General features: G+C 71.2%; 20 protein-coding genes. 11 read left to right on the forward strand and 9 right to left on the reverse strand.

Features of this window, described 5'->3' with window-relative positions; genetic code table 11:
* The first annotated feature begins 186 nt into the window (after positions 1–186).
* From ACEZDE_RS25380 to ACEZDE_RS25390, 3 genes are all read left to right on the forward strand, one after another.
* Positions 187–909, forward strand: a complete 723-nt coding sequence (locus ACEZDE_RS25380) for a GOLPH3/VPS74 family protein (protein WP_380540223.1) — start codon at positions 187–189, stop codon at positions 907–909.
* A gap of 243 nt (positions 910–1,152) precedes the next feature.
* Complete coding sequence (locus tag ACEZDE_RS25385; protein ID WP_380540226.1) at positions 1,153–2,010, forward strand: helix-turn-helix domain-containing protein; 858 nt, start codon at positions 1,153–1,155, stop codon at positions 2,008–2,010.
* On the forward strand, positions 2,007–2,225 hold the full coding sequence (locus tag ACEZDE_RS25390) for a DUF397 domain-containing protein (RefSeq protein WP_380540229.1): 219 nt from the start codon (positions 2,007–2,009) through the stop codon (positions 2,223–2,225). The genes ACEZDE_RS25385 and ACEZDE_RS25390 overlap by 4 nt, the downstream gene beginning before the upstream one ends.
* A gap of 160 nt (positions 2,226–2,385) precedes the next feature.
* On the opposite strand, the gene ACEZDE_RS25395 is transcribed toward ACEZDE_RS25390, so the two are convergent.
* Positions 2,386–3,222 carry a hypothetical protein gene (locus ACEZDE_RS25395; RefSeq protein WP_380540231.1) on the reverse strand — a complete coding sequence of 279 codons (837 nt, stop codon included), beginning with the start codon at positions 3,220–3,222 and terminating at the stop codon, positions 2,386–2,388.
* Between the two features lie 149 nt (positions 3,223–3,371).
* On the opposite strand from ACEZDE_RS25395, the gene ACEZDE_RS25400 reads away from it, so the two are divergent.
* Together ACEZDE_RS25400 and ACEZDE_RS25405 are read left to right on the forward strand one after the other, a co-directional pair.
* Positions 3,372–4,076 carry a helix-turn-helix domain-containing protein gene (locus tag ACEZDE_RS25400; protein WP_380540234.1) on the forward strand — a complete coding sequence of 235 codons (705 nt, stop codon included), beginning with the start codon at positions 3,372–3,374 and terminating at the stop codon, positions 4,074–4,076.
* 63 nt (positions 4,077–4,139) lie between these two features.
* Entirely contained in the window at positions 4,140–4,934 is a 795-nt protein-coding gene (locus ACEZDE_RS25405) for an SDR family oxidoreductase (RefSeq protein ID WP_380540237.1), read from the forward strand.
* A 68-nt stretch (positions 4,935–5,002) separates the two neighbouring features.
* Here ACEZDE_RS25405 and ACEZDE_RS25410 read toward each other — a convergent pair whose 3' ends face one another.
* On the reverse strand, positions 5,003–5,428 hold the full coding sequence (locus ACEZDE_RS25410) for a hypothetical protein (RefSeq protein ID WP_380540240.1): 426 nt from the start codon (positions 5,426–5,428) through the stop codon (positions 5,003–5,005).
* 69 nt (positions 5,429–5,497) lie between these two features.
* Between ACEZDE_RS25410 and ACEZDE_RS25415 the strand changes: the two genes are divergently transcribed.
* Entirely contained in the window at positions 5,498–6,157 is a 660-nt protein-coding gene (locus ACEZDE_RS25415; protein WP_380540243.1) for an MSMEG_1061 family FMN-dependent PPOX-type flavoprotein, read from the forward strand.
* Positions 6,158–6,493: 336 nt separating this feature from the next.
* Positions 6,494–7,885 carry a sugar porter family MFS transporter gene (locus ACEZDE_RS25420; protein WP_380540246.1) on the forward strand — a complete coding sequence of 464 codons (1,392 nt, stop codon included), beginning with the start codon at positions 6,494–6,496 and terminating at the stop codon, positions 7,883–7,885.
* 63 nt (positions 7,886–7,948) lie between these two features.
* Here the strand turns inward: ACEZDE_RS25420 and ACEZDE_RS25425 are convergent, their stop codons facing one another.
* Positions 7,949–8,845, reverse strand: coding sequence for an ABC transporter permease (locus ACEZDE_RS25425; RefSeq protein WP_380540249.1), 897 nt, complete (start codon positions 8,843–8,845; stop codon positions 7,949–7,951).
* Complete coding sequence (locus ACEZDE_RS25430) at positions 8,842–9,795, reverse strand: ABC transporter ATP-binding protein (RefSeq protein WP_380540251.1); 954 nt, start codon at positions 9,793–9,795, stop codon at positions 8,842–8,844. Before ACEZDE_RS25430 ends, ACEZDE_RS25425 begins: the two co-directional genes overlap by 4 nt.
* A gap of 243 nt (positions 9,796–10,038) precedes the next feature.
* Here ACEZDE_RS25430 and ACEZDE_RS25435 point away from each other — a divergent pair, with 243 nt between their 5' ends.
* On the forward strand, positions 10,039–10,827 hold the full coding sequence (locus ACEZDE_RS25435; protein ID WP_380540254.1) for an ABC transporter ATP-binding protein: 789 nt from the start codon (positions 10,039–10,041) through the stop codon (positions 10,825–10,827).
* The gene (locus ACEZDE_RS25440; protein WP_380540257.1) at positions 10,824–13,394 is read left to right on the forward strand and encodes an ABC transporter permease; all 2,571 of its coding nucleotides are present in this window, start codon (positions 10,824–10,826) and stop codon (positions 13,392–13,394) included. The genes ACEZDE_RS25435 and ACEZDE_RS25440 overlap by 4 nt, the downstream gene beginning before the upstream one ends.
* 70 nt (positions 13,395–13,464) lie before the next feature.
* Here the strand turns inward: ACEZDE_RS25440 and ACEZDE_RS25445 are convergent, their stop codons facing one another.
* The 4 genes from ACEZDE_RS25445 to ACEZDE_RS25460 form a co-directional block, all read right to left on the reverse strand.
* A complete protein-coding gene (locus ACEZDE_RS25445) occupies positions 13,465–13,929 on the reverse strand; it encodes a phage tail protein (RefSeq protein ID WP_380540260.1) in 465 nt (154 codons plus the stop codon).
* 47 nt (positions 13,930–13,976) lie between these two features.
* The gene (locus ACEZDE_RS25450) at positions 13,977–14,813 is read right to left on the reverse strand and encodes an ABC transporter permease (RefSeq protein WP_380540263.1); all 837 of its coding nucleotides are present in this window, start codon (positions 14,811–14,813) and stop codon (positions 13,977–13,979) included.
* Positions 14,810–15,829 carry an ATP-binding cassette domain-containing protein gene (locus tag ACEZDE_RS25455; protein WP_380540266.1) on the reverse strand — a complete coding sequence of 340 codons (1,020 nt, stop codon included), beginning with the start codon at positions 15,827–15,829 and terminating at the stop codon, positions 14,810–14,812. Before ACEZDE_RS25455 ends, ACEZDE_RS25450 begins: the two co-directional genes overlap by 4 nt.
* A 104-nt stretch (positions 15,830–15,933) precedes the next feature.
* Complete coding sequence (locus ACEZDE_RS25460) at positions 15,934–18,543, reverse strand: bifunctional FO biosynthesis protein CofGH (protein ID WP_380540269.1); 2,610 nt, start codon at positions 18,541–18,543, stop codon at positions 15,934–15,936.
* 211 nt (positions 18,544–18,754) lie between these two features.
* Here ACEZDE_RS25460 and ACEZDE_RS25465 point away from each other — a divergent pair, with 211 nt between their 5' ends.
* Together ACEZDE_RS25465 and ACEZDE_RS25470 are read left to right on the forward strand one after the other, a co-directional pair.
* Positions 18,755–20,005, forward strand: a complete 1,251-nt coding sequence (locus ACEZDE_RS25465) for a LolA family protein (protein ID WP_380540272.1) — start codon at positions 18,755–18,757, stop codon at positions 20,003–20,005.
* A gap of 360 nt (positions 20,006–20,365) precedes the next feature.
* Entirely contained in the window at positions 20,366–21,697 is a 1,332-nt protein-coding gene (locus ACEZDE_RS25470) for an ABC transporter substrate-binding protein (protein WP_380540275.1), read from the forward strand.
* A gap of 58 nt (positions 21,698–21,755) precedes the next feature.
* On the opposite strand, the gene rarD is transcribed toward ACEZDE_RS25470, so the two are convergent.
* Positions 21,756–22,796: an EamA family transporter RarD gene (rarD, locus tag ACEZDE_RS25475; protein ID WP_380540278.1), complete on the reverse strand. Its 1,041-nt coding sequence runs from the start codon at positions 22,794–22,796 to the stop codon at positions 21,756–21,758.
* Between the last annotated feature and the right edge of the window lie 8 nt (positions 22,797–22,804).

Genomic DNA, 22,804 nt, shown 5'->3' on the forward strand with positions numbered 1-22,804 from the left:
CCATGAGAACAGCGGCCAAGGGTGTGTCTCACCGGCGATTCTCAAGCAACACCAGCCACTGAAGTGCCAGACGAAGGGCCTCCGCATACGGTTCCCGAGATCACGTAGTGGTGTCACTCTCTAGGCACTCTCGACAGCGGGGTGTGAGAGGCGTCACTCTGTCTTCATCCACGCGGGGAGGCTTGGATGGGCAAGAGCCGCAGAACAATTCCCGAGGAACTGCTGTTGCTCGCGCTGGACCCGACCACCGGGACCACCGCGCAACCGCAGACCCTTGACCTCGGACTGGCCGGAGCACAGCTCGTCGAGCTGGCGATGGCCGGGAGAATAGTCCCGGACGGTGACCGGATCGCCGTGGTGAATCCACGGCCGACCGGTGACCCGACCCTGGACCACGCGCTGGAGCTGCTGCGCCGTCGTGGCAGCGCGGTGCGTGCCGTGCACTGGATCGGCGGGCCCCGGCTGGGGCTGCGCCAGACGTACCTCGCGCACCTGGAGCGGTGCGAGATGGTGCGTGCGGTGCCGGGCCAGGTGTGCGGGGTGCTGCCGACGACGCGTTACCAGGCGTCGGACGACTGCACGAACAGCGCCATCAAGGAACGGCTGGACACGGCCATCCGGACCGGGGTGCCCCCGGACCCCCGGACCGCCGCGCTGGCTGCCCTGGCCCACGCCGTGGGCCTGGGGAAACACCTCTACCCGGGTAACGAGGGACGGTCCTCCAGGTCACGCCTGCGCGACCTGATCCGGTACGACCCGCTGGGCGGGATGGTCGCGCACGCCGTCATGGACGTGCAGAACGGCCTGCCCGCACCGCAGATCCGGGGATCCGCGCCCGGACACGCACCCGCGCGGGCGGGCTCACGCCCCTCCGCCCTGCCGGGGATGGCCCGCGCCGCCGCGCGCTGACCCCCCGTTCCGCAACGCCGACCGCCGTCCCGTACCGCGACCACCCTCGCGGCACCGGGCGGCGGTCGGCGTTTGCCGTGGATTCACCCCGCGTTCCGGTGCCGTACGGCGACCACCCCGGCGCGCGCGCCCGAGCGTGCGCCCTCTCGCGCGCCGATTGATGCACATGGGTGACCTTCCCAGTGGCATCCTGCTGCACGGAATGCATTCCAACGAATAGCGAGAGCGAGAGCCGGAGGGCCCGTGTCGTCCGCCAGCATCAACCCCACCGTCCGCCGCCGCAGGCTCGGAGCGGAACTGCGCAGACTGCGCGAACAGAAGGGCATGACCGCGGAGGACGTGGCACAGCAGCTGCTGGTCTCCCAGTCGAAGATCAGCCGACTGGAGAACGGCCGCCGCAGCATCAGCCAGCGCGACGTCAGGGACCTGTGCACGGTCTACGGGGTCACCGACGAGATCATGGTCGACGGCCTGATGACGATGGCCCGGGAGTCCCGGCAGCGCGGCTGGTGGCACGCCTTCGGCGACCTGCCCTACAGCGTCTACATCGGGCTGGAGCAGGAGGCGGCGAAGATCATGGTCTATGAGTCGCTGCTGCTGCCCGGCCTGCTGCAGACCCGGGAGTACGCGCAGGCGCTGGTGGCCGGCATCCAGCCGGACCGGGACATGGAGGCGGTGCACCGCAGGGTCGAGGTGCGGATGCAGCGTCAGGAGCGGGTCAACGGCGAGGACCCGGTCGACCTCTGGGCGGTGATCGACGAGGCCGCGTTGCAGCGGGTCGTCGGCAACCCGGAGATCATGCGCGCCCAGCTCGAACATCTCGCACAACTGGGCGATCTGGCCCATGTCAACATCCAGGTGCTGCCGTTCCGTTCGGGAGCGCACCCGGGTATGTCCGGGGCATTTTCCATCCTCGAGTTCCCTGAGTCTGCCGATACGGCAGTTGTGTACCTCGAAGGAGTGACGAGCGACTTGTATCTGGAGAAGGAACCCGACGTCCGCCGGTATACCGGGTTGTACGAACACCTGCGGGCGTCGGCTCTGAGTACGGCCGAGAGCAAGGCGCTGATAATGGACAAGGCGAAGGAGCACTCACCGTGAACCGTCAGATCAAGATCGACAACGACAGCCTCGCCTGGCGCAAGAGCAGCCACAGCGGTGCCAACGGCGCGTGCGTGGAGGTGGCCGTGCCCGGCGAGGCGATGATCGCCGTGCGTGACTCGAAGGACCCCCAGGGCCCTGCCCTCTGCTTCTCGGCGGACGCGTGGTCCGCCTTCGTCGCCGCCGCGGCGGGCGCCGACACGTTCGCGGCCTGAGGTCGCGGACCAGTACGGGGCAAGAACAGCACGGGCAAGAACAGCACAGGGCAGGACCCAGCACCACAGCACCAAGCACCGCAGCGTCGCGCCGGTCGGGCCGAGATCCGACCGGCGCGACTGTTCCGAATCCGGCCCCTCGGGCCGCCGTCCCCGGCCGTCAGCGCAGCTGGTCCACGTAGACGTCCGTGCCCGGCAGGGTCGGCACGAACGGGGCGACCAGCTCGACCCGGGCCCCCGGCACCGCCGCGGCGAGCTGCTCGTCCAGGCCGGTGAAGGCGTCCCAGCAGTCGCGGGGGTCCTGCTCCAGGAACCAGAGCAGGGTCAGCCGGGTGTCGGTGCCGTCCACCGGCTTGACGTAGGACATCTTGTCCACCGGCAGCGGCAGCGGGCGGAAGAGCACGCACATCGCGGCCGGGCTCCCGGTCCGCAGCTTCGCCGGAAGACCGCGTTCGAGCAGCCAGTCGAGCACCTGGTCGCGCTGCTCCGCGCTCTCGGCGTCGACCACCTCAAGCACCAGTCCGGCGTACGGGTGGTCCAGCGCGTGCTTGTCGCGCGGACCGGCCGCGCCGTCGCGGTAGGCGGCGCCGGCGTGCCGCTGGAACGAGGTGAAGACATGGGTGCGGTCGCGGTAGACCCGGCCGTCCCGGTTGAGCCGCTTGTTGATGCCCACGGTCCAGCGCATGTGGTCGTCCTGGCGGCCCTCGGTGATCCAGTACACCGAGAGGTAGCAGCCCGCGCCGACCGGCTCGGCGACGGCCGACTTCTCCGGGTAGCGCAGCAGTTGCAGGTCCCGGGTGGCCACCCAGCGCCGCCCGGCGAACATCCAGGGCATGGCCATCGCACCGGCGTAGAAGTGGTCGTCCTCGTACCAGCGGTTGTAGCCGTACTCGTGGCCGGGGTGCGGCTCCACCATGGTGATCAGCGCGGAACCGATCTCGGTTCCGTAGGGCCCGCGCGAGGCCAGCTCGGCGTACTGCTCCAGGTCATCGGTCATGGAAACTGACGGTACGTCAGGTGTGGTGAACTTCCCAGTCCCGCAACGGGAACTGGTGAATCACCCAGGGAACGGAACGGGACGATCATCCTGAATCGTCGGTTTCGCCGCTACGGCCGCGCCGGGGCCACGCCCTAACGTGTGCGCACATGCGAAGACGCCCCGCCGCACCCGTCGCAGCACCCGTCCCCTTCGACCCGGCCGCCGCCCGGTACGCGCGCGAGGCGCTGGGACTGAGCCCGGCGATGGTGGCGCGGGCGATGGCCGCGCACGGCGTCCACCCGGCCCCGCCGCAGGTGATCGCCTGGGAGTCCGGCCAACTGCTGCCCAGCGAAACCGAACTGACGGCGCTGGCACGGGCCCTGTGGTGCCTGCCGGGGCGGCTGATGGGCGGCAGGGCCCGTAGCGTCAGGGACCACCGGCTGGCCCTCGACCTCCCGGCCGAGGAGACCGCCCGGCGGCTCGGACTGACCCCGCGGGTGTACGCGCAGCTGGAGAACGAGCCGCGGTGGACCGGCGACGAGGACCTCACCTACCTGCTGGCCGAGGTGCTGCGGCTCGGTCCGTACGCCCTGGTCGTCGCCACCGGGCGGAACGAGGCGCTGCAGGAGGCACTGCAACGCGCGGTGCACGGCCGCTGGCAGCCGCAGGCGCGGGCGGTGGCCCGGCTGGCGCCGACGCTGGAGCGGGCCGCGATCGAGCACGCGCTGCGGACGCTGAGCAGCGAGGGACAGGCCTCGACCGCGCTGTGGGGCGGCGACCGGCAGCAGGACGAGGAGCCGCCGCCCGGACCGGAGGACCTGGAGCGGCGGTTCTGGCAGCTGCTCGGACCGGCCGCGGACGCGGTCGTCTGACTCTGGTCATTCCCGTTCCCCACACCTAAGCTGACGGTCCATCAGATTTTGGAGGGCCGGGGCATGTCGCTGCTCGAAAGTCGTACCGTCGTGGTGTCCGGGGTCGGCCCCGGGCTCGGTCAGCAGATCGCCGTCCGTGCGGCGCGGGAGGGCGCGAACGTCGTCCTCGGCGCCAGGACCGAGGAGAACCTCGCCAAGGTCGGCGCGGAGATAGAAGCAGCGCACCCCGGCGCCGGACGGGTCGCCTGGCGCTCCACCGACATCGCCGACGACGACGCCTGCCGGGCGCTGGCCGAGCTGGCGGTCGAGCGCTTCGGCCGGATCGACGCGGTGGTCCACGTCGCCGCGCTGGACAGCTACTTCGGCGGCCTGGCCGACGCGGACTTCGCCTCCTGGCGGCAGGTGCTGGACGTCAACCTGATCGGCACGCTGCAGCTCACCCGGGCCTGCCTGCCCGCGCTGCGCGAACGCGGCGGCTCGGTGGTGATCATCGGCACCCAGTCCGCGGTGGCCTCGCCCAGCCAGGTCAAGCAGGCCGCGTACGCCGCCTCCAAGGGGGCGCTGACCTCGGCGATGTACTCGCTGGCACGGGAGTTGGGACCGGACCGGATCCGGGTCAACACCGTGGTGCCCGGCTGGATGTGGGGCCCGGCGGTGGAGATCTACGTCCGCTGGACGGCCGGGACCGAGAACGTCACCGAGGAGGAGGTACGCTCCCGGCTCGCCGAGCGGATGGCCCTGCCGGAACTCGCCTCGGACGGGGACGTCGCCGAGGCCGCGCTGTTCTTCGCCTCGGACCGGGCCAAGTCCATCACCGGGCAGTCGCTGCTGGTCAACGCGGGCGAGCTGATGCGCTGACCCGGACAGCGGGCGGGAGGCGGAGGCCGGGAGGCGGCAGGCGCCGGTGCCGCCTCCCGGGCGGGCGGCTACGCGGGCGGGTCCTCAAGGCCGTCGATGGCCAGGTCGGACAGCTCCACCTGGTACCAGACCTGGGTGCTCCGGCCGCCGCCCCAGTTCTCGGTGAGGATCACGGTGGTGTGGCCCGCGCCGCTGCCGCCGTACTGGGTGGACCAGCTGTCCGGCACGTTCTGGGCCCGGAAGACCGGGTCGGCGTGGTGGGTCTGCTGGTACCGGTCCAGCTGCTGGTTGAGCCGGCCGGTCAGGTACTCGGCCCGGACGTCGAGCGGAGTGCCGTCCTGGTTCTGGCCGGTCACGGAGGTCAGGTACTGGCTGAAGAAGGCGTCGACCTGCTGCTGGCCCCGGCTGAGCTGGTCCGCGTGCGCGGGGGCCGCGGAGAGTCCGGCGAGGGCGAGCAGGGAAACTGCGGCAACTGTGCTTCGTGTACGCAACATATTGCCAGTCTGCACGGTCCCGGCTGCGATCCATGGGAGCCTCGCCGGTCAGGCCCTAGGGTCGCGGGTATGACGACTATCAACACCGCCGGCGCCTTCGACTCGCTCAGCCGGGACGCGGTGCGGGACGAGGAGGGGCTGCGCCGGGTCTACGACCTGCCCAGCGCCGCCGCGGAACGCAAGCAGATGACCGAACTCACCGAGCAGACCCGGCGGTTGATCGGCTGCTCGGGACTGGTGCTGATCGCCAGCGCGGACCAGGAGGGCAACTGCGACGTCTCCCCGCGCGGCGGCCCGCCCGGGTTCGTCAGCGTCCTGGACCCGCACACCCTGGCGATACCGGACGCCACCGGCAACAAGCGGCTGGACACCCTGCGGAACGTCATCGCCACCGGCCGGGCCGGGCTGCTGTTCATGGTCCCGGGGCGCACCACGACCCTGCGGGTGAACGGCCGGGCCTGCGTCTCCACCCGCCCGGAGCTGCTGGCGCAGCTGACCGCGGTGGGCAAGCCGCCGGCCAGCGCGCTGGTGCTGGCCATCGAGGAGGTCTATCCGCACTGTCCCAAGTCGCTGCTGCGCAGCGGGGCCTGGCAGCCGGAGAAGTGGCTGCCCGCGGACGCCCAGCCCAGCTCGGCCGAGGTGACCCTGGCCCAGCTGCGGATGCCCGAGCTGACCATCGCCGACATCGAGCAGGCGGAGGCGGAGTCGCTGAAGTACCGCTACGAGTAGGGCGCCGCGTCTCCTTCCGGTCGGGGGGTCGGTCCTGGCGAAGCGTGTGTTCATGGTGGGGAGCGGCCGGTGGTTCAAGCAATCGTCGCGAAGGTCAAGGAATAGTAAAATCGTTCCGCATGTAGATCGAGGTTCAGGCTTGTGAACATCTGAATCACCTCAAACCAGCTGTATCCTGACAACTCATCACCTTCGGCGATCCCGGATGTGAACGCGAACTCTTGACCGCTGGTCATGTCCGCGCTTCAATCCGTGGGCGGCACCCGGAGCGGTTCGGTCCTGCGAAGCGCGCTACGACCACCACCCCGGTACGTCCACGAGACGAGGCGCTTCGCCATGACGCAAACCGCAGCAACAGCACCGCCGGCAGCCCTGCGCAGAATCAACCCCGCCGTCCTCTACTTCTTCGGAGCGCTGGGCGGCATCCTCTTCGGCTACGACCTCGGCATCATCTCCGGCATCCTGGTGGTGATCTCCAAGGCCTGGAACCTGGACGGCTTCGGCAAGGGCGTGCTCACCGCCAGCCTCTCGGTCGGCGCCATGGTCGGCGCCGGGCTCGCCGCCCGGCTGACCGGCCGGGTCGGCCGCCGCCGCACCATCATGGCGGCCGGCGGCGTGGTCATCGTCGCCACCGTCGCCTGCGCCCTGGCGCCCGGCTTCGGGGCGCTGGTGGGCTTCCGCACCGTGCTCGGCCTCGGCATCGGCCTGTCCTCGGCCACCGTGCCGACCTACATCTCCGAGCTGGCCCCGAGCCGGATCCGCGGCGCCATGGGCGCGTTGAACCAGATCTTCATCGTCAGCGGCATCCTGATCGCCTTCCTGGTCAGCTACTGGCTGCAGCCGGACCACCTCTGGCGCTGGATGTTCGTCGGCGCGATCGTCCCGGCCGCGGTGCTGGTGGTCGGGCTGAACTTCCTTCCGGAGACCCCGCGCTGGCTGCTCAACACCGGGCGGGAGGCGGAGGCCCGCGCGGTGCTGGCAAGCACCCACAGCGCGGACGGGGACGACATCGACGCCGAGGTCGCGTCCATCCGCGACATCATCCGGCTCGACGGCGAGCAGGCCTACCGGGTCCGCGACCTGGGCCGGACGTGGGTCCGCCCGATGCTGTTCGTGGCGCTGCTGCTGGCCGTGGGGCAGCAGTTCAGCGGCGTCAACGCGATCAACGCCTACTTCCCGACCATGCTGATCTCACTCGGCTTCACCGCCAACACCGCGCTGCTGTCCGCGATCATCCTGGGCGTCACCAAGCTGGCCTTCACCGCCTGGGTGGTCTTCGTGGTCGACCGCTGGGGCCGCAAGCCGCTGCTGCTGATCGGCAACGCGGTGATGGTGGTCACCCTGGCCGCGACCGGCTGGGTGGTCCTCAACGTCCACGACAAGGACACCCTGGGCACGCTGGCCGTGGTGCTGCTGGTGCTCTACCTGGCCGGCTACGAGCTGGGCTGGGGCGCGGTGGTGTGGGTGATGATGGCCGAGGTCTTCCCGCTGAAGGCGCGCGGCGCGGGCATGGGCGTCGGCGCGGTGGTGCTCTGGGCCGCGACCGGCGTCATCACCGCGGTCTTCCCGATCATGTCCGACCACAACCATCTCGGCCTCGGGAACTCCATGTACGTCTTCGCCGGGATCAACCTGCTGCTGTTCCTGCTCACCAAGTGGCTGGTGCCGGAGACCAAGGGCCGCAGCCTGGAGCAGATCGAGCGAAACCTCCGCGAGACGCCGGCCTGACGGCCGGTCAACCGAGCGGCGGGGGGTGCGGGTTGACCTCACCCCCCGCCGGCCGGTCCTGGGTCAGGCGTCGCGCTTCTTGAACAGGACGGCGCCGGCGATGATCACGACAGCCGCGTACCCGGTGAAGACGGCGAAGCCGGTCCACGGGGCGAGCATCGGGACCGTGTCGTCGCCGAGCTTGTGCAGGCCCCACAGCTGACCGCCGGCGAAGAACGGGACCCACTTGTCGACGTGCACGGCCCAGTCCGAGGGCATGAACTGCGCCATGATGAAGGTCACGAACAGCAGGCCGATGGCCGCGGTGATGGCGCCGGCCGTGTGCCGGAGCAGTGCCGCCAGGCCGAAGGCGAGCAGGCCGCTGACGGCGAGGTAGAGGCCGCCGCCGATCACCGCCTGCAGCACGTGCGGCGAGCCGAGGGTGGTCGACAGGTCGTGGACCGTGTCGATCTCACGGCCGCCGGGCCCCGGGCCCTGCGGGCCGGCCGGGCCGCGGAAGTCGTGCACGGTGACCTTGCCGAAGAAGGCCTGGCCGATGAAGAACGAGGTGAAGCTGCAGAACAGGCCGGTGACCAGGGCCACGCCGGTGAAGACGGCCAGCTTGGCGCCGTAGACGACGCCGCGGCGCGGCATCGACGTCAGCGAGGTGCGGATCATCCCGGTGGCGTACTCGCTGGACATCGTCATCGAGCCGATCACCACGATGACGAGCTGCCCGAACACGATGCCGAACATCGCGTTGCGGACCGGGTCGAACGACGCCAGGTCCCCGGCGTTCGCGTGGCGCGAGGTGCCCCAGGCGAACAGGGTGCTGATGCCGATGGTGACGATCGCGGTCGCCAGCAGGGTCCACACCGTGGACCGGACCGAGCGGATCTTGGTCCACTCGGAGCGCAGGGCCCCGCCGAAACCGGCCCGGCCGGTGGCCGGCGGAAGGCCGACGGCAGTGAGAGTCGTCATGATCCGGCCTCGACCTTTCCGTCCCGCGAGGCGCCCTGCGCCATCGGGACCGTCGCGTGGAACTCCACGCTGTCCTTTGTCAGTTCCATGAACGCCTGCTCCAAAGAGGCCTGGAGCGGCGAGAGTTCGTGGATCCTGATGCCGTTGTCGAACGCGAGGTCACCGATCCGGGTCAGGTCGAGCCCGCTGACCAGCAGCGCCCCGCCCTCGCCCGGCTCGGCTCGGCCGCCGGCCGAGCCCGCCAGCTCCGCGAGCTTCGCCGGATCATTGGTGCGCACCCTGACCTTGAGCGCGGAGTTGCGGTCGATGAACTCCTGCACCGTGCAGTCCGAGATCAGCCGGCCCTGGCCGATGACGATCAGGTGGTCGGCGGTGTTCTCCATCTCCGACATCAGGTGGCTGGAGACGAAGACCGTGCGGCCCTCCCCGGCGAGCCCCTTCATCAGGTTCCTGATCCAGAGGATGCCCTCCGGGTCCAGGCCGTTCACCGGCTCGTCGAACATCAGCACCTTGGGGTCCCCCAGCAACGCCGCGGCTATGCCCAGCCGCTGGCCCATGCCGAGCGAGAAGCCCTTGGACCGCTTCCGCGCGACCTCGCTCAGGCCGACCAGCTCCAGGACCTCCGCGACCCGGCCCTTGGGCAGGTTGTTGGTCTGCGCCAGGCACAGCAGGTGGTGGTAGGCCGAGCGCCCGCCGTGGATCGCCTTGGCGTCCAGCAGCGCGCCCACCTCGCGCATCGGATGCGCCATCGCCGCGAGCGGCTTGCCGTCGATGGTGACGGTGCCCGCGGTCGGGGCGTCCAGGCCCAGGATCATGCGCATCGTGGTCGACTTGCCGGCGCCGTTCGGCCCCAGGAAGCCCGTCACCTGCCCCGGCCGCACGGCGAACGTCAGCTGGTCCACCGCCAACCGGTCGCCGTATCTCTTGGTGAGGCCTGATGCCTCGATCATGACTGCTACACCCTCTCGCAGGAACCTGCCCCGACGCTTCGACGCGGCGACAGTAGCGCCCTCCGGCTCCGCGGCACGTCAGCTCCAGAGCGGAGCCCGCGTACATCTCAGGGATGACGGGGACCGGGGGTGGGGCTATCCCCACCCCGGACCCGGTGACCTGCCCCATGGTTCCGCCCGGCCCGCTCCAGCAGGGTGGAGACACCAGGACGCACGTCCGCGCCAAGCCTCAGGAGAAACCCAGTGACCACGTCCCTATCCAGTCCCACGGCCCAGGGCAGCGGATCGCGCTCACTGTTCGCGGCCCGCGCACGGGGGCTCACCAAGGCGTACGGCAGCGGCGAGACCCGGGTGGTCGCGCTGGACGCCGTGGACGTCGACATCCCGCGCGGGCAGTTCACCGCGATCATGGGCCCGTCGGGCTCCGGCAAGTCCACCCTGATGCACTGCCTGGCCGGTCTCGACACCGCCTCCGCCGGGGAGATCTGGGTGGGCGACACCGAGATCACCAAGCTCCGGGACAAGCGGCTGACCCGGCTCCGCCGGGACAGCATCGGCTTCGTCTTCCAGGCGTTCAACCTGCTGCCCACGCTGACCGCGCTGGAGAACATCACCCTGCCGATGGACATCGCCGGACGCACCCCCGACCGCGCCTGGCTGGACCGCGTGGTGGAGACGGTGGGGCTGGCCGGACGGCTCAAGCACCGCCCGGCTCAGCTGTCCGGGGGCCAGCAGCAGCGGGTCGCGGTGGCCCGCGCCCTGGCCGACCGGCCCGAGATCATCTTCGGGGACGAGCCGACCGGGAACCTGGACTCCCGGGCCGGCGCCGAGATCCTCGGCTTCCTGCGGCACTCGGTCGACGCCCTCGGCCAGACCATCGTCATGGTGACCCATGACCCGGTCGCCGCCTCCTACGCGGACCGGGTGCTCTACCTCGCCGACGGCCGGATCGTCGACGAGATGATCACCCCGACCGCCGACGCCGTGCTGGAGCGGATGAAGTCCTTCGACTCCCGGGGCAGGACGTCATGACCGTGCTGCGCGCCTCGCTGCGCAACTTCCTCGCGCACAAGGGCCGGATGGCCCTGTCCGCGGTCGCCGTGCTGCTGTCCGTGGCCTTCGTCTGCGGGACGCTGGTGTTCACCGACACCATGAACGCCACCTTCGACAAGCTGTTCGCGACCACCTCCTCCGACGTCACCGTCAGCCCGCCGAAGGTCGACAACCCGCAGCAGACCGGGACCCCGGACAGCCTTCCCGCGTCGCTGCAGGCCCGACTGGCGGCGGTCCCCGGCGTGGCCGGGGTGGTGCCCGAGGTCAGCAGCCAGCAGGCCACCGTCGCCGACAGCCGCAACCAGGACATCGGCTCCAGCACCGGCGCCCCGACCATCGTCGGCAACTGGAACCCGACCCAGACCAAGGCCGTCACCATCACCTCAGGACACGCCCCGGCCCGGCCCGATGAGGCCGTGCTCGACGCCGACACCGCGGCCAAGCACCACCTGGGCATCGGCGACACCCTGCGGGTCATCGCCGGACCCGGCGACACCAAGGTGACCGTCAGCGGCATCGCCACCTTCAAGACCACCAACCCGGGCGCGGCCGTGGTCTACCTGGACACCGCCACCGCCCAGCAGGTGCTGCTCGGCTCCCACGACGCCTACACCGACTACGCCCTGGACGCCGCGCCCGGCGTCAGCGACGACCAGCTCAAGGCGCGGGTCGACCAGGCCCTCGGCGGCGGCCACGGCTACCAGGTGCAGACCGCCGCCGAACTGACGGCCCAGAACCAGCAGGACATCGGCTCCTTCCTCAACCCGATGAAGTACGTGCTGCTCGGCTTCGCCGGGATCGCCGTGCTGGTGGGCGTCTTCCTGATCGTCAACACCTTCTCCATGCTGGTCGCCCAGCGCACCCGGGAGATCGGGCTGATGCGCGCCCTCGGCGCGAGCCGACGGCAGGTCAACCGCTCGGTGCTGGTGGAGGCGGTGCTGCTCGGCCTCGTCGGCTCGGTGGCGGGCATCGGCGCGGGCATCGGCCTCGCGGTGGGCCTGATCAAGCTCATGGGCGCGCTGGGGATGCACCTGAACACCGCCGACCTGACCGTCAAGGCGGCCACCCCGCTGATCGGCCTGGCCGTCGGCGTGGTGGTGACCGTGGTCTCCGCGATGCTGCCCGCCCGCAGGGCCGGCGCGATCTCCCCGATGGCCGCCATGCGCGACGCCGGGACCCCGGCCGACGCCCGCGCCGGACGGGTCCGCGCAGCGCTCGGCGTGCTGCTCACCGCGGGCGGCGGGAGCGCCCTCGCCCTGGCCGCCGCCTCCACCAGCACCGGCAAGGGCTCCGGGCTGCTCGCGGTCGGCGTGCTGCTGACCCTGGTCGGGTTCGTGGTGGTCGGGCCGCTGCTGGCCGGGCTCGTGGTGCGGGTCCTGGGCACGTTCACGCTGCGGATGTTCGGCCCGGTCGGCCGGCTCGCCGAGCGCAACGCGCTGCGCAACCCGCGCCGTACCGGGGCCACCGCCGCCGCGCTGATGGTCGGCCTGGCGCTGGTCGCCGGGCTGTCGGTGGTCGGCAACTCCATGGTCGCCTCGGCGACCTCGCAGATGGACAAGTCCGTCGGCGCCGACTTCATCATCCAGTCCGGCAACGGCAACCCGATCAGCCCGGCCGCGGCCAGGGCGATCCACGCCGCGGGGCACCTGTCCCACGTCACCGACCGCACCGACGTGGCCGCGACGGTCACCGCCCCCGACGGCAGCAGGGACAAGACCCAGCTGGCCGCGGCCACCCCGTCCTACACCGACGACCTCCAGGCCAAGACCGTGCGGGGACGGCTGATCGACGCCTACGCGCCGGGCGCCATGTCGGTGCCCGAGGGCTGGGCCACCACCCACCACGTCACCCTCGGCGACCGCCTCAGCGTCGCCTTCACCGGCGGCAGCACGGCCCGGCTCACGGTCCGGGCGATCACCTCCGACGACACGGTCTTCGACAAGGGCGCGATGTACACCAGCATCGCCGAGGCGAAGAAGTACCTGCCCAGCGCCACGTTCCCGGCGAACGACATGATGTTCGCGGCGGCCGACCCGGGTCAGCAGACCCAGGCCGCGGCGGCGCTCAAGGCGGCCACCGCCGACTACCCGCAGATCAAGGTCAGGGACCAGGCCGAGTACAAGAGCATGATCAAGCAGCAGCTGGACCAGCTGCTCAACATGATCTACGCGCTGCTGGCGCTCGCCATCGTGGTCGCGGTCCTGGGCGTGGTGAACACCCTCGCCCTGTCCGTGGTCGAACGCACCCGTGAGATCGGGCTGATGCGGGCCATCGGGCTCTCCCGGCGCCAGCTGCGCCGGATGGTCCGGCTGGAGTCGGTGGTCATCGCCCTGTTCGGCGCGGTCCTGGGGGTGGCCCTGGGCCTGGGCTGGGGCATCGCGGCGCAGAAGCTGCTGGCCCTGGCCGGACTGGGCGTGCTCAGCATCCCCTGGAGCACCATCGGCGTGGTCTTCCTCGGCTCCGCGGTGGTAGGCCTGCTGGCCGCGCTGTTCCCGGCCTTCCGGGCCGGACGGATGAACGTCCTGAAGGCCATCGCCACGGACTAGGACGACCCGTCGGGAGAAGCACTCAGCAGGGGTTCGGGCCGCGGACAGCGCGGCGCGGACCCCTGCTCGCTCAGTACTCGCCCTTGACCACGAAGAAGGAGCCGCGGATCTCCCCGGCCAGCTTCGACTTCTGCCGCGCGAACTTGAAGCGCGGGGCCAGCTCCTCGGGGACGTCCATGCCCTCGGCGAGCTTGAACCCGACGGCGCGCTTCCCCCCGGCCTCGACGCTGTACATCACGTTCACCGCCAGGCCGGACTCGTAGAACACATAGGCCATCCGCAGGCCGTCCACCTCGAAGGAGGTGACCTCCAGCGGGCGGGCGGCGAAGACGATGCCGCGTTCCTCGGCGAGGACGCGGTTCACCCAGGCGAGCGTCTCGGGCTCCTCCTCCGCCGCGCTGACGGTGAAGACGTGGTCGTACTTGTTCTTGTAGTAGCGCGCCTCGTTGGCGCGCAGCCCGGCCAGGGCCCCGGAGACCGGGGACGATTCCAGGCCGACGGTGGACACGTTCACGAAGTCGACGGCATAGGGCATAGGGCCGAGACTACTGTCCCGGCCCGCCCTGCCCCCGGTCGGCGGGCTCAGGTCTTCCGGGTGAACTTGCGGATCGCGATCGGCGCCATGACCACGGTGAGGCCCACGGTCCAGACCAGCGTCACGGTCATGCCGTGCGCGATCGGGCCGCCGGTCATCAGCCCGCGGGCGGTGTCGGCCAGACCGGACATGGGGTTGTACTTGGTGAAGGCGCTCAGCCAGCCCGGCATCGAGCTGGTCGGCGCGAAGATCGACGAGCCGAACTGCAGCGGCATCATCACCAGGAAGCCCATCGCCTGGACCGACTGGGCGTTCTTCATGGTCACGCCGAGCACCAGGAAGATCCACATGATGGCGGAGCCGAACAGCGCGGTCAGCCCGAGCGAGGCCAGCAGACCGCCCCAGTGGCCGTTCACATGGAAGCCCACCAGCAGCGCGATGACCATGACCACCGTGGTGGCGACCAGGAGCCGGATCAGCTCCACCGCGATCTTCGCGACCAGGACCGAGCCGCGTCCGATGGGCAGGGACCGGAAGCGGTCCATGATGCCCTTGTTGAAGTCCTCGTTGAAGCCGGTGCCGACGCCCTGCGCGATGTTCATGCTCATCATCGCGATCATGCCGGGGATCACGTACTGGACGTACGCCGCCTGGCCGCCGCCGAGCGCCTGGCCGATGGAGCCGCCGAAGACGTAGACGAAGAGCAGCGTGAAGATGACCGGCATCAGCACCGCGTCCATCATCGACTCCGGGTCCTGCTTGATCCACAGCAGGTTGCGGCGGATCAGCGCCCCGGTGTGGCGCAGGTGGCCGCGCAGGCCGATCTTCGGGTCGGCCTCGATGGTGATGGTGGGGGCCAGGGGGGAGAGGGTGGCGGCGCTCATACGGCGACCTCCGTGAGCTCGGGCCTGGCGTCCGGTGCGGCGGACGCCTTCTGGCCGGTGAGGGACAGGAACACTTCGTCCAGGCTGGGCAGTTCGGTGGTGATCGAGCCGATGGTGAGGCCGCGCGCGGTGACCGCGCCGACCACGGTGGTCAGCTGCTCGTCGCTGACGATCGGCACCAGCACCTCGCCGGACTCGGCGTCGACGCTGGTGCCGGAGCCGGTGAACCGCAGCTCGTCCAGGGCGGCGGCCAGCGGGTGCAGCTCCCGCGGGTCGGCCGGGCGGACCCGCAGGGTCCGGCCGCCCACCTTCGCCTTGAGCTCGTCGGTGCGGCCGCCGGCGATGACCTTGCCGCGGTCGATCACGGTCAGCTCGGAGGCCAGCTGCTCGGCCTCCTCCATGTACTGGGTGGTGAGCAGCACCGTCACGCCGTCCCGGACCATGGCCTTGACCTCGGTCCACACCTCGTTGCGGGTGCGCGGGTCGAGGCCGGTGGTGGGCTCGTCCAGGTACAGGACGTGCGGGCGGCCGATCATGGAGGCGGCCAGGTCGAGCCGGCGGCGCATGCCGCCGGAGTAGGTGCGGGCCGGACGGGAGGCCGCGTCGGTCAGCGAGAACCGCTCCAGCAGGGCGTCCGCGCGGGAGCGGGCCTCCTTGCCGGGCAGGTCGAGCAGTCGGCCGATGAGGTACAGGTTCTCGCGGCCGGAGAGCTTCTCGTCGACCGAGGCGTACTGCCCGGTGAGGCCGATCACCCGGCGCAGCTGCCGGGGCTGCTCGACCACGTCGTACCCGGCGACGACGGCCCGGCCCGCGTCCGGCTCGATCAGGGTGGACAGGCAGCGGACGAGGGTGGTCTTCCCGGCGCCGTTCGGACCGAGGACGCCCATCACGGTGCCCTCGTGGACGTCGAGGTCCACGCCGTCCAGGGCCTTGGTCGCGCCGTAGTGCTTGACCAGTCCCCGCACGGACACGGCCACGGGGCGGCCGGATTCGGAGTACGTGTCGATTCGCTTCATGGGGACCAAGGTGCCAGGCCCCACCGACATCCCGCTGACAGCCTCCGGCCGCCGCTGACAGATCGCTGACAGCGGCGGCCGGGGCGGCTGGTCCGGGGCGGCGGCTAGTCCAGCACCGGGAGCAGCGCGGGGAGGTGTCCGTCGGAGGCGAGGGCCGCCGCCCGGCGCTCCGGGCCGACCTCGCCGTAGGTGGTGGTGCGCTGGCGGGAGGGGCGGCCGGCCGCGGTGGCGATGGCCTCCAGGCCCTGGATGGACTGGTAGCTGCCGTAGGCGGAGCCGGCCATCCGGGAGATGGTCTCCTCCATCAGGGTGCCGCCGAGGTCGTTGGCGCCGGAGCGGAGCATCTCGGCGGCGCCGTCGGAGCCGAGCTTGACCCAGCTGGTCTGGATGTTGGGGATGCGCTCGTGCAGCAGCAGCCGGGCCATGGCGACCACGGCGCGGTTCTCCCGGGGGGTGGGGCCGGGGCGGGCGATGCCGGCCAGGTAGACCGGGGCGTTGGTGTGGATGAACGGCAGGGTGACGAACTCGGTGAAGCCGCCGGTCCGCTCCTGGATCCGGGCCAGCAGGCGCAGGTGGGCCAGCCAGTGCCGGGGCTGGTCGACGTGGCCGTACATCATGGTGGAGGAGGAGCGCAGGCCGAGTTCGTGGGCGGTGGTGACCACCTCGATCCAGGTGGCGGTGGGGAGCTTGCCCTTGGTCAGGATCCAGCGGACCTCGTCGTCCAGGATCTCGGCGGCGGTGCCGGGGATGGAGTCGAGACCGGCCTCCTTGGCCCGAGCGAGCCAGTCGCGGACGGACAGGCCGGTCCGGGTGGCCCCGTTGACGACCTCCATCGGGGAGAACGCGTGCACGTGGATGCCGGGCACCCGGGCCCTGACCGCGCGGGCGATGTCGAAGTACGCGGTGCCGGGCAGGTCCGGATGGATGCCGCCCTGCATGCACACCTCGGTCGCCCCCACCTCCCACGCCTGCGCGGCGCGGTCGGCGACCTGGTCCAGGGAGAGGGTGTAGGCGTCGGCGTCGGTGCGGCGCTGGGCGAAGGCGCAGAACCGGCAGCCGGTGTAGCAGACATTGGTGAAGTTGATGTTCCGGGTCACGCAGTAGGTGACGGTGTCGCCCACCGCCGCGCGGCGGACGTCGTCGGCGATCCCGGTCAGCGCGTCCAGGGCCGGGCCGTCCGCGTGGAACAGCACCAGGGCCTGATCGTCCGTCAGCTTCAGCGGGTCGTCGGCCGCCACGGCCAGGGCGGTGCGCACGTCACCGTCCAGGCGCGACGGGGCGGCGGACGCGGCGGCCTGTTCCCGCAGGGCGTCCCAGTCGCCGTAGACCTCGTCGAAGTCGGTGCGCCGGTCGCCGGTACGGCCCTCGGTGTCGACCTCGGTGTGCAGCTCGGTGCGGCCGGCCGCGGTGAAGGGCTGGTCCGGCTCCTGCCAGGGCAGACCCACCGGCACGGCATCCGGGCGGGCCAGCCCGCTCTCCGGATCGGCCAGGGCGCGGACGTGCGGCAGGATCCGCGGGTCCAGCCACGGCTCGCCGTGCCGCACGTACTCCGGGTAGACGGTCAGCCGCTCGCGCAGCTGGAAGCCGTTGGCGGCGCACTGCGCGGCCAGGTCGTCGATCTGCGGCCAGGGACGCTCGGGGTTGACGTGGTCCGGGGTCAGCGGGGAGACCCCGCCCCAGTCGTCGATCCCGGCCGCGATGATCAGCGCGTACTCGCCCGCGGCGGAGCCGGCCGATCCCGGGACCAGGTTCGGCGGGGCCTGGATCCGCGCCGAGGGGCCCAGGATCACCCGCGCCACCGCGATCGTCGCCGCCAGCTCCTCCGACTCCGCGTCCGGCACGGCCCGCATCGCGGTGTCCGGCTTGGCGCGGAAGTTCTGCACGATCACCTCCTGCAGGCCGTGGTACTGCCGGGCGATCCGCCGCAGCGCGAACAGCGCCTCGGCCCGCTCGGCGTGCGTCTCGCCGATGCCGATCAGGATGCCGCTGGTGAACGGGACGTTGGAGCGCCCGGCGTCCTCCAGCACCCGCAGCCGCACGGCCGGCTCCTTGTCCGGCGAGCCGTGGTGCGGGCCGCCGGGTTCGGACCAGAGCCGGGTCGCGGTGGTCTCCAGCATCATCCCCATCGACGGCGCCACCGGCTTCAGCCGCTGGAAGTCCGTCCAGGACAGCACCCCCGGGTTCAGGTGCGGCAGCAGCCCGATCTCCTCCAGCACCCGGACCGCCATCGCCCGGACATACGCCAGGGTGTCGTCGTAGCCGTGCGCGTCGAGCCACTCCCGGGCCTCCGGCCAGCGGTCCTCGGGGCGGTCGCCCAGCGTGAACAGGGCCTCCTTGCAGCCCAGCGCCGCGCCCTGGCGGGCGATCTCCAGCACCTCGTCCGGGGACAGGAACAGCCCGTGCCCGGCCGCCCGCAGCTTGCCCGGTACGGTGACGAAGGTGCAGTAGTGGCAGCGGTCCCGGCACAGCCGGGTGAGCGGGACGAAGACCTTCTTGGAGTAGGTGACCACGCCGGGGCGTCCGGCCGCGGCCAGCCCGGCGTCCCGGATCCGGGACGCGGTGGCGCAGAGGGCGCGCAGGTCCTCGCCGCGGGCCTGGAGCAGCACCGCGGCCTCGGCCGTGTCCAGGGCGACCCCGGAGCCGGCCCGGTGCAGCGCCCGGCGCATGGCGTTCCCGCTCGGCGCGCCGTCCCTCTGGTCCCTCAGATCCTTCATGTGCTGAACGATAGACGAGGCGGCCCCGTACCGACCCTGAGTCCGTCTCAGGGTCGGCTGCGCCGGGAGGCGGAGAGAGGAGTTCCACCGCGAGGGCGATCCACCGGGAACCGTTCGGGCGTCTAATGGATTGAGAAGAGCAGGGAAGGGCATGCGGCCGCCGAGGGGAGCGGTGCGGCCGACGGGCACCACGTACGAGGGGACACAGGAGATGTCGAACGAGTCGGACCAGGACCAGGGATACGGGGCGCAGGCCGACCGGCCGGGCGAGCCGGTCGCCGCTCCGCGGGCAGGGCTGGGCCGTCGGCGTCGGGTGCTGGTCCCGGCCGCGGTCGCGGCTGTGGTCGCGGCCGGCGTGGTCGCGGTGCCGGCCCTGGCCGCGAGCCAGGACCTGCCGTCGGTGACCGCCCAGCAGCTGCTGACCAAGATGCTGTCCTCGAAGGTGCAGACCTTCTCCGGCAATGTCACCGCGACGGTGGACCTGGGCCTCCCGGCCGGGCTGAGCGGCCTGCTGCCGTCCGGCGCCGCCGGCGCGGGCGTGGGCGGCAGCGCCGGCTCCGCGAAGGCGGACCCGTCCCAGGCCGCCGCGGAGCAGCAGCTGATCGCGCTGCTGTCCGGCGGCAAGCACAGCTTCCAGATCGCCGCGGACGGCCAGGACCGGCAGCGGGTCTCCTCCGCCGACGCGGGCACGGCCTTCACTGCCGTCCACAACGGCGGCTCGGCCTGGATCTACGACGCCCAGGGCAACACCGCGACCCATCTGACCGGGATCGACGCCGGCGCGGCCGGAGCGGACAGCCCGCTCAGCAACCCGCAGCAGGTCGCGGCGCAGGCGCTGAAGGCGCTCGGCCCGTCCACGTCGGTCTCGGTGGCCGGGACGTCCAAGGTGGCGGGCCAGTCGGTGTACGAGCTGAGCGTGAAGCCGAAGGGCTCGGGCTCGACCGTGGGCGAGGTCCGGATCGCGGTCGACGCCGCCAACGGGATGCCGCTGCAGGTGCGGGTGAACCCAGCGGACGGCAGCGACTCGATCCTCAATGTCTCCTTCACCCATGTGTCCTTCGCCACACCCGCGGCGAGCACCTTCGCCTTCACCCCGCCGAGTGGCGCGAAGGTGACCGAGCAGGCCGCACCGTCCCACTCCGCCGCCACCGCGAAGGGCGACAAGGGCCAGCAGGGCATCCTGGGCGAAAAGGGAGCGAAGACCGGCAATTCCGACATCGGCAGCAACGAGAAGACGATCGGCACTGGTTGGAGCACGATCTACTCGTTCGCCCCGGCCACGGGCGGCGGCAAGGCCGGGAGCCCGGCGAGCGACATCAGCGGACTCAAGGCCCTGGGCAAGCAGGTGCCGGGCGGGACGTTGATCTCCACCAAGCTGGTGAACGTTCTGATCACCGACAAGGGCACCGTCTACGCGGGCGCGGTGACTCCCGCGCTGCTCCAGCAGGCGGCCGGAAAGTAGCGTCTGACCTGCGCGGCTGATCCGCGCGACAGTCACGCAGTGACACCGGGAGGGGCGTCCGAGTAACGGACGCCCCTCTTCTTTGCTTACACCACTGGGAGTGGTGGCGATCCCCCCGGTGAATGGATCCCAGATGTTCCCGAAATCCGTCTCGCTCAATGAATCCCGACTTGACGCACAGCCTTGTTGGACTGTCAGATGATGCCTATTCATCTGAACGTGTGACAGTAATCCGTGCCGGGTCGTGTGGATCCCCCTCTCCCTCAGTCCCAGGACCGAGCGGCGGCACGGGCTGCTCCGTGTCGCCTCAGTGCAAAGGCGGCACCGCACGTTCGTACGCACGACAGGAGACATCCACACATGGCCATGAGCCGCCGTTTCTTTCTTGCAGCCGCTGGGGTCGCGGGTGCCGCCGCGGGAACCGGGCTGCTCTCGGCCTGCAGCAGCAACTCCCAGTCGGCGGTCGGGGCCAACGGCGCGCCGGGCCAGCTCGAAGTCTTCTCCTGGTGGACCGACCCCGGTGAGAAGGCCGCGCTCGACTCCCTGGTCTCGGTGTTCAACCAGGGGAACCCCAACATCAAGTTCATCAACCGGGCCGTCGTCGGCGGTGGCGGCGACGCGGCCAAGGCGGAGCTCGCCAAGCGCCTCGCGGCCAAGAACCCGCCGGACACCTTCCAGGCCCAGGCCGGGCAGATGGTCGGCGACTACATCACGGCCGGCCAGATCGAGGACGTCTCCTTCCTCTACAAGCAGGAGGGCTGGGACACCCAGTTCAGCCAGAAGGTGCTGAAGCTGATCCAGCGCGGCGGCAAGTACTACTCGGTGCCGGTGGACACCCACCACATCAACGTCCTCTGGTCCAACCCCAAGGTCTGCGCGGCGCACGGGGTCAGCGCCAAGCCCGCCTCGATGGCGGAGTTCATCGGCAACCTGCGCAAGCTGAAGAAGGCCGGGGACGTCATACCCCTCGCCGTCTCCCTGGACCCGGGCCAGGAGTGGCAGGTGAAGCACATCATGGAGACGGTGCTGGTCAGCACCCTCGGCGCGGACGACTGGGCGGCGCTGTGGAAGAAGGGCGCGGACTGGAACACCCCCAAGGTGACCACCGCGCTGAACACCTTCGCCGAGATCATGACCTACGCCCCCGGCACCGGCAGCACCGTCACCGGCTGGGACCAGGTCTGCGGGCTGGTCGGCGGCGGCAAGGCGGCCTACCAGATCATGGGCGACTGGGTGGAGGCCAACTTCACCGTGGCGCAGAAGCTCACCCCGGGCACCGACTACTCCTGGTGCGCGGTCCCCGGCACCGCGGGCACCTTCCTCTTCGCCTGCGACTGCTTCACCCTGCCGGTGGGCGCCAAGGACCGGGACGCCACCATCGCCTGGCTGAAGACCTGCGGCAGCCTGAGCGGGCAGGACTCCTTCACCACGGTGAAGGGCGCGATCCCGCCGCGGGCCACGGTCGGCGCGGACGAGCGCACCCTCTTCTCCCCGTACCTCCAGTGGTCGCTGGACGAGTGGAAGAAGGACATCCTGGCCGGTTCGCTGACCCACGGCGTGGTCGCCTCGGGCGCGTGGAACGCGGCGGTGGACGCGGCAGTGACCGCCTGGCTGAGCGACCACAACGTGCCCAAGCTGCAGCAGGGGCTGGTCGCCGCGGCGGCCAAGTTCGCGCCGCTGGCGCAGGTCTGACGCCGGGGTCCGGCCTCCGGCCCCGGTACGGCCGGAGGATCCGCGGGCGGGCCTGCTGTCAGGAGCCCACCCGCGGATCCTCCGGAAGCACGAAGACCTGCGGCGCGGCGGTCGGCGGCACGACGGTCGGCGACGCCGCGTCCAGCGGCACGGCGTCCGACGGCCCTGCGGTCGGCGACGGCGCGGCAGCCCGGACCGCCGCCGCGGCCCTCGCGGTGCGCAGTGCGTCCCAGCTGAGCAGCGCCAACGCGGCCCAGACCAGGGCGAATCCGGCCCACCGGGCCGGCGGCATCCGCTCGTGGAAGACCGCGATGCCCAGGCCGAACTGGAACACCGGGGCCAGGTACTGCAACAGGCCCAGCGTGGTCAGCGGCACCCGTACCGCCGCCGCGCCGAACGCCAGCAGCGGGACCGCCGTCACCACGCCGCAGAGCACCAGCAGCACGGTGTGCCCCCAGCCGTAGGAGCCCGGCTCGGTCCGGCCCAGGGTGCCGCTGCCGGTGGTGGCCAGGTAGAGCAGGAAGCCCAGGGCCGGCAGGAACTGGAACGCGGTCTCCCCGGCCAGGCTCTCCAGGCCGCCCAGACCCACCTTCTTCTTGATCAGCCCGTAGCTGCCGAAGGAGAAGGCCAGCGTCAGCGCGATCCACGGCAGGCGCCCGTAGCCGATGCTCAGCACCAGCACCGCCAGCGCGCCGACCGCGACCGCGGCCCACTGCGCCGGGCGCAGCCGCTCGTGCAGCACCAGCACCCCGAAGGCGATGGTGACCAGCGGGTTGATGAAGTAGCCGAGCGAGGTCTCGACCACGTGGTCGCTGTTGACGCCCCAGATGTAGACGCCCCAGTTGACCGAGATCACCGCGGCGGCCAGCGCGATCAGCGCCAGCCTGCGCGGCTGCCGCAGCAACGCAGGAATCCAGCCCCAGTGCCGCTGAGCGGCGAGGATCACGACGACCGCGACCAGCGACCAGACCATCCGGTTGGCCAGGATCTCCCCCGCGCCGCTCGGCTTGAGCAGCGGCCAGTAGAGCGGGAACAGCCCCCACATCCCGTAGGACGCCACCCCGAACCAGAACCCTCTGCGCGCCTCAGACTCCTGCATGCCCCTGA

The organism is Streptacidiphilus cavernicola (assembly GCF_042510955.1).
In the GTDB taxonomy this organism is placed as follows: Bacteria; Actinomycetota; Actinomycetes; order Streptomycetales; family Streptomycetaceae; genus Streptacidiphilus; species Streptacidiphilus cavernicola.

Coding starts and splice junctions, on each gene's coding strand:
- ACEZDE_RS25405 (WP_380540237.1), top strand. CDS start 4,140: ATGTCGCTGCTCGAAAGTCGTACCGTCGTGGTGTCCGGGGTCGGCCCC.
- ACEZDE_RS25395 (WP_380540231.1), bottom strand. CDS start 3,222: ATGACCGATGACCTGGAGCAGTACGCCGAGCTGGCCTCGCGCGGGCCC.
- ACEZDE_RS25415 (WP_380540243.1), top strand. CDS start 5,498: ATGACGACTATCAACACCGCCGGCGCCTTCGACTCGCTCAGCCGGGAC.
- rarD (WP_380540278.1), bottom strand. CDS start 22,796: ATGCAGGAGTCTGAGGCGCGCAGAGGGTTCTGGTTCGGGGTGGCGTCC.
- ACEZDE_RS25425 (WP_380540249.1), bottom strand. CDS start 8,845: ATGACGACTCTCACTGCCGTCGGCCTTCCGCCGGCCACCGGCCGGGCC.
- ACEZDE_RS25380 (WP_380540223.1), top strand. CDS start 187: ATGGGCAAGAGCCGCAGAACAATTCCCGAGGAACTGCTGTTGCTCGCG.
- ACEZDE_RS25465 (WP_380540272.1), top strand. CDS start 18,755: ATGTCGAACGAGTCGGACCAGGACCAGGGATACGGGGCGCAGGCCGAC.
- ACEZDE_RS25455 (WP_380540266.1), bottom strand. CDS start 15,829: ATGAAGCGAATCGACACGTACTCCGAATCCGGCCGCCCCGTGGCCGTG.
- ACEZDE_RS25400 (WP_380540234.1), top strand. CDS start 3,372: ATGCGAAGACGCCCCGCCGCACCCGTCGCAGCACCCGTCCCCTTCGAC.
- ACEZDE_RS25440 (WP_380540257.1), top strand. CDS start 10,824: ATGACCGTGCTGCGCGCCTCGCTGCGCAACTTCCTCGCGCACAAGGGC.
- ACEZDE_RS25445 (WP_380540260.1), bottom strand. CDS start 13,929: ATGCCCTATGCCGTCGACTTCGTGAACGTGTCCACCGTCGGCCTGGAA.
- ACEZDE_RS25410 (WP_380540240.1), bottom strand. CDS start 5,428: ATGTTGCGTACACGAAGCACAGTTGCCGCAGTTTCCCTGCTCGCCCTC.
- ACEZDE_RS25470 (WP_380540275.1), top strand. CDS start 20,366: ATGGCCATGAGCCGCCGTTTCTTTCTTGCAGCCGCTGGGGTCGCGGGT.
- ACEZDE_RS25420 (WP_380540246.1), top strand. CDS start 6,494: ATGACGCAAACCGCAGCAACAGCACCGCCGGCAGCCCTGCGCAGAATC.
- ACEZDE_RS25450 (WP_380540263.1), bottom strand. CDS start 14,813: ATGAGCGCCGCCACCCTCTCCCCCCTGGCCCCCACCATCACCATCGAG.
- ACEZDE_RS25460 (WP_380540269.1), bottom strand. CDS start 18,543: ATGAAGGATCTGAGGGACCAGAGGGACGGCGCGCCGAGCGGGAACGCC.
- ACEZDE_RS25430 (WP_380540251.1), bottom strand. CDS start 9,795: ATGATCGAGGCATCAGGCCTCACCAAGAGATACGGCGACCGGTTGGCG.